Annotated in this window: 14 protein-coding genes; 9 read left to right on the top strand and 5 right to left on the bottom strand. The window is 47.4% G+C overall.

What is annotated here, in order from left to right:
- Positions 1–154: 154 nt before the first annotated feature.
- The 3 genes from QT974_RS23705 to ndhC are packed head-to-tail and all read right to left on the bottom strand — an operon-like array spanning position 155 to position 1729.
- Complete coding sequence (locus QT974_RS23705; RefSeq protein WP_333470868.1) at positions 155–658, bottom strand: NAD(P)H-quinone oxidoreductase subunit J; 504 nt, start codon at positions 656–658, stop codon at positions 155–157.
- Positions 651–1376: a photosynthetic/respiratory NAD(P)H-quinone oxidoreductase subunit K gene (gene ndhK, locus QT974_RS23700; protein WP_333470867.1), complete on the bottom strand. Its 726-nt coding sequence runs from the start codon at positions 1374–1376 to the stop codon at positions 651–653. The genes QT974_RS23705 and ndhK overlap by 8 nt, the downstream gene beginning before the upstream one ends.
- Complete coding sequence (gene ndhC, locus QT974_RS23695) at positions 1367–1729, bottom strand: photosynthetic/respiratory NAD(P)H-quinone oxidoreductase subunit C (RefSeq protein WP_006635500.1); 363 nt, start codon at positions 1727–1729, stop codon at positions 1367–1369. The genes ndhK and ndhC overlap by 10 nt, the downstream gene beginning before the upstream one ends.
- Positions 1730–2086: 357 nt before the next feature.
- On the opposite strand from ndhC, the gene QT974_RS23690 reads away from it, so the two are divergent.
- From QT974_RS23690 to QT974_RS23650, 9 genes are all read left to right on the top strand, one after another.
- Positions 2087–2422 (top strand): rubredoxin, encoded by a 336-nt coding sequence (locus QT974_RS23690; protein WP_333470866.1) that lies wholly within the window; start codon positions 2087–2089, stop codon positions 2420–2422.
- Complete coding sequence (locus QT974_RS23685) at positions 2409–3425, top strand: photosynthesis system II assembly factor Ycf48 (RefSeq protein ID WP_333470865.1); 1017 nt, start codon at positions 2409–2411, stop codon at positions 3423–3425. The genes QT974_RS23690 and QT974_RS23685 overlap by 14 nt, the downstream gene beginning before the upstream one ends.
- 56 nt (positions 3426–3481) lie before the next feature.
- The gene (gene psbE / locus QT974_RS23680) at positions 3482–3730 is read left to right on the top strand and encodes a cytochrome b559 subunit alpha (protein WP_333470864.1); all 249 of its coding nucleotides are present in this window, start codon (positions 3482–3484) and stop codon (positions 3728–3730) included.
- Positions 3731–3750: 20 nt separating this feature from the next.
- Positions 3751–3888: a cytochrome b559 subunit beta gene (gene psbF / locus QT974_RS23675; protein ID WP_006635504.1), complete on the top strand. Its 138-nt coding sequence runs from the start codon at positions 3751–3753 to the stop codon at positions 3886–3888.
- 9 nt (positions 3889–3897) lie between these two features.
- Positions 3898–4020, top strand: coding sequence for a photosystem II reaction center protein L (locus tag QT974_RS23670; protein ID WP_333470863.1), 123 nt, complete (start codon positions 3898–3900; stop codon positions 4018–4020).
- Between the two features lie 70 nt (positions 4021–4090).
- Positions 4091–4213 (top strand): photosystem II reaction center protein J, encoded by a 123-nt coding sequence (locus QT974_RS23665; protein WP_293128692.1) that lies wholly within the window; start codon positions 4091–4093, stop codon positions 4211–4213.
- 676 nt (positions 4214–4889) lie between these two features.
- Positions 4890–5477, top strand: coding sequence for a Uma2 family endonuclease (locus QT974_RS23660; RefSeq protein WP_333470862.1), 588 nt, complete (start codon positions 4890–4892; stop codon positions 5475–5477).
- A 15-nt stretch (positions 5478–5492) separates the two neighbouring features.
- Positions 5493–5690: a hypothetical protein gene (locus tag QT974_RS23655; RefSeq protein WP_333470861.1), complete on the top strand. Its 198-nt coding sequence runs from the start codon at positions 5493–5495 to the stop codon at positions 5688–5690.
- A 127-nt stretch (positions 5691–5817) separates the two neighbouring features.
- Entirely contained in the window at positions 5818–8070 is a 2253-nt protein-coding gene (locus QT974_RS23650; RefSeq protein WP_333470860.1) for a transglycosylase domain-containing protein, read from the top strand.
- Positions 8071–8831: 761 nt separating this feature from the next.
- Here the strand turns inward: QT974_RS23650 and cobA are convergent.
- Together cobA and QT974_RS23640 are read right to left on the bottom strand one after the other, a co-directional pair.
- Complete coding sequence (cobA, locus tag QT974_RS23645) at positions 8832–9641, bottom strand: uroporphyrinogen-III C-methyltransferase (protein ID WP_333470859.1); 810 nt, start codon at positions 9639–9641, stop codon at positions 8832–8834.
- Positions 9638–10378 carry a sirohydrochlorin chelatase gene (locus QT974_RS23640; protein ID WP_442933209.1) on the bottom strand — a complete coding sequence of 247 codons (741 nt, stop codon included), beginning with the start codon at positions 10376–10378 and terminating at the stop codon, positions 9638–9640. The genes cobA and QT974_RS23640 overlap by 4 nt, the downstream gene beginning before the upstream one ends.
- Positions 10379–10559 lie beyond the last annotated feature (181 nt).

Here is a 10559-nt window from a genome sequence, read left to right as displayed (position 1 = left end):
TGAATAGTCTGATTTTTATTTCTCCCTCACTCGTGAGAGGCTTTCAACCAATTCTTTCTGGTAAATTAAAAAAATGCCAAAAAATGCACCCACTCCCCAAGGAAGTGGATGCAAAACGACCAACTAAATTTTTACAAAAAAACTCAAAAATCCCTTAATAGGCATCTTGCAGCTCGTAGAAATCGGGGGAAATGTAATCTTTCCGCAGCGGCCAGCCTACCCAATCTTCGTTCATCAAAATCCGTTTCAGATTCGGATGTCCTTCGTAGATAATGCCGTACATATCGTAGGATTCGCGCTCTTGGAAATCTGCTGCTTTCCAAATCCAGTAGACTGATGGTACTCTCGGATCGGAGCGGGGGATGAATACTTTGACGCGGACTTCTTCGGGATGAGAAGCATTATCTGTCAGCTTCGCCAAGTGGTAGACGCTGACTAAATCTTCTCCAGGGCCTTGGTCGTAGGCGCACTGGCACTGCATATAATTGAACCCGTAGGCGTACAGTGCTGTGGACATCGGAATTAGGAATTCTCGATCGACCTTTAATATCTCCACGCCCAAATTATCGGGCGCTAAAGCTTCGTGTTCAAAGCCATTCTGAGTCAACCACTGAGAAACCTTCCCAGCTTCAACAATCGCAGATTCTGTCTCAGCCACGTTTGACCTCCTGTTTTTGTCCTGCAAGCAGGGCGGGCGGTACGGGCATTCCCATGGCTTCGGTCAACTCCTTCGGTGGCGAGATGCGGCCGGGAATTGACAAATATTTGCCGTCCAAAATGTCGTCTACTACTTTCATTTTGTGGGGTCTGGTGTAGTAGCGGTGAGTGGGTAACAAGTTAGCCCGTTCTTGGATGGAGTCATTGGCGATTTTTTTGCGCAGTTTGACGATCGCATCAATAATCGCTTCGGGACGAGGAGGACAGCCGGGGATGTACACATCTACGGGAATCAGTTTGTCAACGCCTCTGACTGCTGTGGGGGAGTCTACGCTGAACATACCGCCGGTGATCGTGCAAGCGCCCATGGCGATCACGTATTTGGGTTCGGGCATTTGTTCGTACAGCCGCACCAAGATGGGGGCGTACTTCATGGTAATTGTACCGGCGGTGATCAACAAGTCGGCTTGCCGGGGACTCGATCGAGGTACTAGCCCAAATCTATCGAAGTCGAAGCGCGATCCGATCAAAGCTGCAAATTCGATGAAGCAGCAAGCCGTGCCGTAAAGCAGCGGCCACAGGCTGGAAAGTCTCGCCCAGTTATAGAGGTCGTCAACCGTTGTCAGGATGACGTTCTCTGATAATTCGGATGTAACTTGCGGGCGCTCTGCGGGGTTGACAATTAGCGATTTTTGTGATTTGTCAGAACTTAAGACCATTCTAAGGCTCCTTTGCGCCATGCATAGACAAGAGCAATAACGAGGATCGTGATGAAAAACAAGGCTTCGATGAAAGCCAAGAGTCCTAGCTGGTTGAAAGCAACCGCCCAAGGGTAAAGGAAGACAGTCTCTACGTCGAAGATGACGAAGACTAGGGCAAACATATAATATCGGATGTTGAACTGAATCCAGGCTCCGCCGATCGGCTCGACGCCAGATTCGTAGGTAGTGCGTCGGTCGTAGGGACGACTTTTGGGCCGCAGTACCTTAGACGCCGTGAGGGCGAGGATGGGTACTAGGCTGGAAATTAGCAGGAATCCTAAAAAATACTCGTAGCCGCTTAGTGCAAACACGGTGAATAATTACTGCCTCTGTGAAAGGGTTGTTTGACATACTCCCCAACCTAAAGGCATGGGGATTGTGGATTTAAACAGCAAAAGCAAGCACGGCTTGTCTGATATTGCCTAGCCCGATAGTTGATGCCCCAACTTATTTGAGATTTTTTGGATTTATACAGTTGAGACCGGATTTTAACATCTCGCGAATCAACAATACATAACTTATCATAAAAGCCGTCGGATCGGGACACGGGGCTTTAGGCCCAATTTTTCGGTAACAGAAATTACTGGTCGATCGAGATTAACGGTACATTTTCTGCAATAATTTTTAATGTATATTTTTAAGATTAGCTGACCTACTCTTTTGGAGCTATGAGCGATCCAGCCACTGAGACTAAAACCCTCGACCGGCACGAGTGCCGCGCCTGCGGCTACGTCTACAACCCCAAAAAGGGCGATCCTAAAATTGATATTGCCCCCGGCACGGCTTTTGAAGATTTGCCTATGACTTGGGTCTGTCCCGTCTGTGCGGCGCGCAAACCGATGTTTCAAAACCTCGGTCAGCTCGAAGGGGTATCGGGATTTAAGGCAAATCAGCGCTACGGTGTGGGTGTGAACGGCATGACCGAAGGTCAGAAAAGTTTGCTAATTTTTGGCGGCTTGGTCGTTGGTTTCTTGTTGTTACTTAGTATGTATGGTTTGCAGTAAAACGATTGTGAGATTTTGGCAACGAATTGTAATGTTATTGGCGGCTGCACTCATCTGTACGAGTTGCAGCACGATCGGTTCTGTGAGTTACAACCCTTGGCAGGTGATTTCCTTGCCGACGGAAGCTAACTTGCAGGATATTGCCTTTACAGGTAATGACGATCGCCACGGCTGGGTTGTCGGTTCGGAGGCGACTCTGTTTGAAACGAGCGACGGCGGGACTAACTGGAAACCGATCGCACTGGATATCGACGAGCCGAGATCGCGTTTTTCGTCGGTGAGTTTTTCGGGTAAGGAAGGCTGGATAGTCGGCCAGCCGTCGGTTTTGCTCCACACAGAAGATGAGGGTTCGTCTTGGACGCGGATTGCTTTGAGCTCTCAGTTACCGGGTTCTCCAAGTACGATCGCAGCTATTGGCCCAAATACGGCTGATATGACGACGGATGTAGGCGCGATTTACCGTACTTCTGACGGTGGCAAAAATTGGAAAGCGATCGTACAAGATTCCTTTGGGGTAGTTCGCAATATCAACCGTTCAGAAGACGGGCAGTATGTTGCGGTATCCTCGAAGGGTAATTTCTACTCGGTCTGGAAACCAGGACAAGAATCTTGGGAACCCCACAACCGCAACAGTTCTAGGCGCCTGCAAAATATGGGCTTTACCAAGGACGGGCGTTTGTGGATGCTCGCCCGCGGCGGTCAGATTCAGTTTAGCGATCCGTCCAATCCTGAAGGTTGGGGAAAACCGTTTTTTCCCGATCGCAAAGCGAGTTGGGGTTTGCTAGACATGGCTTACCGGACTGATAATGAAGTTTGGGTAGCCGGCGGCGGCGGCAATTTGCTGTGCAGTTTGGACGGCGGGAAAACTTGGCAAAAAGACCGCGAAGTTGAAGATGTTCCTGCTAATTTTTACAGGATTGTCTTTATGGGCCCCGATCGCGGATTTGTGATCGGTGCCAGCGGTACTCTACTGAAATATCAAGGTTCAGCGCAAGCTGCTTGATAGTAGAATAGTAATAGAGATTGTCTGTCGATTTGTTGTTGAAAGGAGGATTCTAAATGGCCGGTACAACTGGAGAACGTCCGTTTGGGGACATTATTACAAGCATCCGTTATTGGGTAATTCACAGCCTCACCATCCCAGCTTTGTTTATTGCTGGATGGCTGTTTGTGCAAACGGGTTTGGCTTACGATGCTTTCGGAACTCCTCGCCCCAACCAGTATTTCACACCGCAGCGCGAAGAAGTTCCGATTATCTCGGATCGCTTTGAAGCTAAGAAACAAGTAGATCAGTTCATTGCCAAGTAATTTAACAAGGATTGGGAAAAATGACGAGCAGAACCCCAAACAATGAGCCAATTTCGTATCCGATTTTTACGGTACGCTGGTTGGCCGTTCATACTTTAGGTGTCCCAACAATTTTCTTTTTGGGCGCGATCGCAGCAATGCAATTTATTCAACGATAGGAGTTTATAATGCCTGAACGCGCCCCTAATCCCAACGAACAACCCGTAGAGTTAAATCGGACTTCCCTTTATTTGGGTCTGTTGATGATTTTTACTCTGGGTATTTTGTTCTCCAGTTATTTCTTTAATTAACTGGTGACGCGAGTCTGATGTCAGTGGTTCAATAGAACTTGTTTTGCTGTGAATTAGCGAGGTGATGGCTATGTTTAGTGAAAGTGGCAGAATTCCTTTGTGGCTGGTAGCTACTGTTGCAGGCCTCGGTGCTCTGAGCATTTTGGCTCTTTTCTTCTACGGTGCTTATGCCGGTTTGGGTTCTTCGATGTAACGACAATCTGGCATATTGTATTCCTAAAACCCTCCTTTTTTAAGGGGGGTTTTAATTATCAAAGAAGTCAGTAGTCAGTAGTCAGTAGTCAGCAGTCAGTAGTCAGTAGTCAGAAGTCAGAAGTCAGTAGTCAGTAGTCAGTAGTCAGTAGTCATCAGGAATTGGTCAAGCGTGAAGTCGGAATCAGGAATCAGGCATCAGGCATAATAAGCAAGAAGTCAGTAGTCATCAGGAATTCGTCAAGCGTGAAGTCGGAAGTCGGAATCAGGAATCAGGAATCAGGAAGAATAAATAGACCCCAAGGGGTTCAGCAATTAAGAACATCTTCACCGTCGGGCGCACTTGCAAAAGTGAAAAAGTTGATTTTAGCAAATTTATAATATTTTAGTGCTGCGATCGCAGCGGTACTTTTTTTGGGTAAAAAATTGCGACAATTAGCAGATTAATTGGCAGATTAATGCACTTGGACGAGATTGCGATCGGTTGCAAATTAGTCTCACCGCAGCAAGTTGGGTGAAACGACGGAGAATTTATTGATGTTGAGTTTGATTTGAGATGACGCAGGGGCGCTGGCTGTGTGTGGGATATCGCAGGGCGAGCGAGTAAATCTTGACTTGCTCCGGATTCGTGGTCGCTAGAATAGGATTAGGAAAGAGTAGGGAATATTTGTATAGTTATGACTGCTGTTGCTGCAAAACGCTTTACTATCGCTGAATATCACCGCTTGGGTGAATTGGGTTTTTTTGAACCACACGATCGGGTAGAGTTGATTAGGGGAGAAATCGTACTGCTGCCACAAAATACAACATTCCACTCAGATTGCTATGCTAATTTGGTGGATTCTCTAGTTATACTTTTGGGCGATCGCGCGATCGTGCGGGGACAACAACCGATTATTTTGTATGGTGAGAGCGAAACTGTGCCGGATGCGGTAGTTGCTCGCAATCGAGCTGATGATTATTTGGCTGCTCCACCGGAACCTGCGGATATTTTGTTAGTAGTTGAGATTGCTGATGCGACTTTGAGTTACGCTCAAAGGGAAAAATTATCGGTTTATGCTGAAGATGGCATCTCGGATTACTGGATCTTGAATTTAGTGGATAATTGCCTAGAAATTTATCACGATCCGTATCAAGATAATCAAGGTAGGTTTGGTTACAGGTTGAAAAGAATTGTTTTGCCGCATGAGACGGTGGGAATGCTGTGTTTTCCAGATTTTTGTCTGGATTTGGCGAAGATATTTTCGGCGCACGATGATGTTTGATATGATTGAGAACCTGTGCGACGGCATGACTATAGTAAAATTACAGCCTGCGGAATTGAGTTTTATGTTGAGGCTTTTAGTCGAAAATTATTTGTATTCCGATCGATCGCACAAACTTTATTTTTGGTAATTTATCGGGTAGATTCCAAGTTTACCACCAGCACCCGAAATTTAGATAAATCAGTCTACAACCGAGATGTTGCTTGTCTGTAGGACTCGCACCAATGCCAAAATTGCTCCCAAAATCGTCTCTTGGTGTGGGACGGATTGTGAAAATAGCCAAAAGTTGCGAGTAGAATGGTGCAAGAGCCGATCGCTCGATCGTAGTCCATAGCGAAATATGACCCCACCGCAGCCGCCCCGCAAACCTCAAACCGTCTTGGGTGCGATTACCCAAGCAGTCCAGACAATTGCCAAGGTTAATTTTAACCAGCTAGTGCTGAAGCCGAATGCCAAAGTACCCGAACTCTGGGTGCAGGATGCGGGTGCAGCTAAAGCTGAGGTTTATCCGCTATTGGGCGATCGATATCTGTTAGGTCGATCGTCCAAATCATCAGATATTGTAGTTCGCAATCCCGTTGTCAGCCACCTGCACCTATCTTTGTCGCGGGACAGTCGGCGGCGAACACCTTTTGTAATTAAAGACGAAGACTCTACCAACGGCATTTACTGCGGCAAAAGGCGAGTTAAAAGTATGTCCCTGCGTCACGGAGACGTGTTCACTTTAGGGCCGCCGGAACTCGCCGCCGCCGTCAGAATTCAGTACATAGATCCGCCGCCTTGGTATTTGGAATTTGTGCGTTACAGCTTTTACGGCGTCAGCGGAATTACCGCTTTGATGGCGCTGTTGGTAGGTGCTGAATCGACCAAGTTTCAAGTGCGGCCTCTACCGAGAAGTATCAACGGCCCGGTGATTGTTTACGCCCGCGACGGTCAAACTCCGCTGCGTCCCCCTCAGAATAACGCTCACTTAGAATTAAAGAAATTGCAGGATTTTTCGCCTTATTTATCCAAGGCGGTATTGGCCTCGGAAGACAGCCGCTACAATTGGCACGTGGGGGTAGATCCGCTGGGGGTTTTGCGGGCGCTATTGACAAATGTTCGCGGGGGAGGAATTCGCGAAGGTGGTAGCACTCTGACGCAGCAGTTAGCGAGAAGTTTGTTTCGAGATTATGTGGGAACTCAAGATTCAGCAGGGCGCAAGTTCCGGGAAGCCGTAGTTGCTTTGAAACTGGAGAGTTATTACAGCAAAGATGAGCTGTTGCTGACTTATTTAAATCGCGTGTTTTTGGGAATTGATCTGTACGGTTTTGAGGATGCGTCTCAGTTTTATTTTGGCAAGTCGGCGAAGGATTTGAGTTTGTCGGAGGCGGCGACTTTGGCGGGTATTTTGCCAGCCCCAAACAGTTTTAATCCGATTCAAAGTTATCAGTTAGCGGTGCAGTATCGCGATCGGGTGATCGAGCGGATGCGGGCCATGGGGGCTGTTTCTCAGGAAGAAGCCGATCGCGCGAGGCGATCGCGAATTGACATCAATCCCAAAGCCCGCCAATACCTCCAAAGTACGATCGCGCCTTATTTCTACAGTTATGTATTTGACGAATTGGAGTTTTTGCTAGGGGCGCAGTTAGCTAGAGAAGGCAATTTTATTGTAGAAACAGGTTTGAATCCCGGCCTGCAAAAAGTCGCTGAATCTTCCCTAAGAAATGCCGTAGAAAATGCCGGGGCGAATGCAGGTTTTTCTCAAGGAGCCGTGGTAACGCTCAATACTACCACAGGGGAAGTCTTAGCATTAGTTGGGGGCGTTGATTATTTGCAAAGTCAGTTTAATCGAGCTACCCAAGCATTGAGACAGCCCGGTTCTACATTTAAGATTTTCAGCTATGCCGCCGCCCTAGAGCGCGGCATACCACCCAGCAAAACTTATTCTTGCGAGCCGCTTGATTGGGGAGGACAAAGTTACAACGGCTGCGCCAGAACTAGCGGTAGCGCTGATATGTATCGGGGTTTAGCGCAGTCAGAAAATCCCATTGCTTTGAGAGTCGCCCAAGATGTCGGTTTAGACAATGTAGTGGAAATGGCGAGACGTTTGGGAATTACATCTCCCCTGCGTTCTGCCCCTGGTTTAGTGTTAGGTGAAAGTGAAGTCAATGTATTACAATTAACAGGTGCATTCGGGGTTTTAGCTAACCGTGGTTTGGGGAATCGCCCCCACGTAATCAAGCGAATTATTGACAGCAGCGATTGCAAAGATCGAAATGATTTTAAAAGTTGTAGGGTGATTTATGACTATCAAAAAGATGGCATAGCAAATCGGCAATTAGTTTCTGAAAGTGTAGCGGATACGATGACTGATATGCTGCAAGGTGTGGTGCGGGGAGGTACGGGTAGCAGTGCGGCTTTGGGGTTGGGAGAAGCTGGAAAAACAGGCACGACTAATGATAATAAGGATTTGTGGTTTGTCGGTTATATTCCGAGTCAGCAACTGGTGACAGGAGTTTGGTTGGGAAATGATGATAATTCTCCGACTGGGGGAGGTAGTGCAAATGCTGCTCAGTTGTGGGGGGAGTATATGCGGCAAGTGGCGCGTTAAGTCAGTTGGCAGTTGACAGTTGACAGTTGACAGTTGGCAATGTCATGTCGTTTCCGGTTGCATCGGAATTAATATTACCCGAAATGAGGAGACGGCTTGGCCTTTATCCCTACAATTAATCACGGTAGGAACAAAGGCCAAGCCGTCTCCTCTATCATGTCGAAGAGTGCAACCAGAATTGATATAATTATCGCCCGATCAATCGTAGGGAGACTGCACGTGCAGTCTCCTGACTGTGGGTAATATTAATTCCGATGCTACCGGATTTGATACCAATCCTGGACGCAACTGTCAGAATTAGTAAGGTGCGTCATATCATCTCCGGTCTCAACAGCTTCATCACCGCTAGTGGGGGCGCTTCCTGGTTGCGGGTGACCAACAGCCCAGTGTGCTTCATCCGCGCCAACAGCCAATACATCAAGCCCAAATTGATGCCATTCTAACGAGAATCTAGCGCTTATTTGAATTTATAGTTTTTGGCTTGGCTAGAGAGGATGTAGGGGTGCATCTCTATGAGTGCAAGGGCTCTCGCATTTCGGCAGACAATTTATTAGTGATAACCAGATATTTACTACCGAAATGCTATAGCCCATACGAATATATTTGGAAAAATGAGATGCACCCGGATGTAGGGGCAAATAAGGGCGATCGATCGCCTTTTTTTGCTGCTATAGGACTTACGCAATAGCTCAATTTTCACACGATCCGTTGGGTAAGGTGCGCCATAAGCACCCTACGAGGGTTTAGGGCAATCTTTGCGCTTATTCTACAGTTTGATGAACAGGGCGACATCCAGACAATGTTTCATGCAAATTGACGACATTTCCGATTACGGCGATCGCCGGTGCTGCAAATCCAGCCGCCTCAACTTGCTCTACAATTGTACTCAAAGTGCCGATCAATTCTTCTTGTTCCGGTCGCGTGCCCCAGCGCACTAATGCTACGGGCGTTTCTGGGTTCAATTCGGCTGCTGTGAGCTCGCCGATAATGTGAGGCAAATTGTGGATTCCCATGTATACTACAATGGTTTCGGAGCCGCGGGCGATCGCCTGCCAATTTACTTCCGGCCGATATTTTCCGGCTGATTCGTGGCCGGTGACAAAAGTGACTGACGAACTGTACGATCGATGTGTCAGAGGAATTCCCGCATAAGCCGGGGCCGCAATTCCAGAAGTGACACCGGGTACGACTTCTACAGAAACTCCAGCTTTTACCAAATCTTCCATTTCTTCGCCGCCGCGCCCGAAAATAAATGGATCGCCGCCTTTGAGACGAACGACAATGGCATTATTTTGAGCTTTGTCGATCATTAATTGAGTAGTTTCGTCCTGAATTAACGAGTGACGACCTTTGCGTTTGCCGGCATCAATTTGTTCTGCTTGCGGATTGATTGCTGCCAAAATTTGAGGGCTGACTAAAGCGTCGTAAATCACCACATCTGCACACTCTAACAGAGCTTTTCCCTTTAAAGTCATCAAACCCGGGTCTCCGGGGCCTGCACCTACTAAATACACTTTACCTAAAGACATTTTTCTTGCTTCCTTGACCTCTTCTGTGTCTTTGCGATTCATTTTTGAATTAAATCCCGAATTAAGTCTGCTAATTCTACACTGGCGCCTAGAGGATTTGCGAGATGAAGTTCTGCCGTAGGAAATTGCTGCTGTAGCTGCTCGACATTTTTGGCGATCGCATCTGTAATTCCTCCATTAAATAAGAAGTATGGCACAATTCCTATTTGCTGATGTCCACCGCGAACCAAACTGTCAATTCGCTCTGACAAACTCGGCTTTACCGACCAATAAGCAGTCTCTGCGCCGAGTTGGCTGGCGATTTCTTCAAATGTCGAGTTACCTCCGGGGCGGCGGCTGCCGTGAGATAGTAAAATCCATTTTGGTAACAGCAAATTGGGGACAAAAGCTACCTCTTGCATCTGAGTTTTGAGCAAGTTTGTTAAGCCTGCTACTTGGGAACCTAAATGCGGGCGCACTTCAATTTTTAACCGGGAACCAAAAGTTTTCTGGGCAATTTCCACCTCTGCCGGTATGTCGTCGGCGACGTGCACTCCCGGTAATAAAAATACGGGCAGGATTTGCAACTGAGTCAACCCTAGCGACAGGGTACGTTCGCCAAAACTGCAAATTTGTTCGTGGAGTGGCGCGGGGCCGAGTTCTAGTGTAGCGGTGGCTACTGCGGGGAAGGAGTCAGCCAATTTTTGAGACAGCAGTTGAGCCAGGTTTTCCAAAGCTACTTGCGGTCTGGGGTCGCGGCTGCCGTGGGAAACTAATAGGTAAGTCGATCGCAATTTCAATAGGGATTTGATGTTAATGGTCGATGATGTTGAATAATTTTAACATCTGGGAGCCTAAATTCCTAAAAAACATAACAGTGATATCCCCGACTTCTTAGAGAAGTCGGGGATATAAATTTACCAGAGAGAATTGGTTGAAAGCCTCTCACGAGTGAGGGAGAAATAAAAATCAGACTATTCA

Origin of the sequence: Microcoleus sp. BM001215392 (assembly GCF_036700185.1) — a bacterium.
Classification (GTDB): Bacteria; Cyanobacteriota; Cyanobacteriia; order Cyanobacteriales; family Microcoleaceae; genus Microcoleus.
The sequence above is the reverse complement of the archived record's forward strand: the minus strand, read 5'-3'. Positions and strand labels throughout refer to the sequence as shown.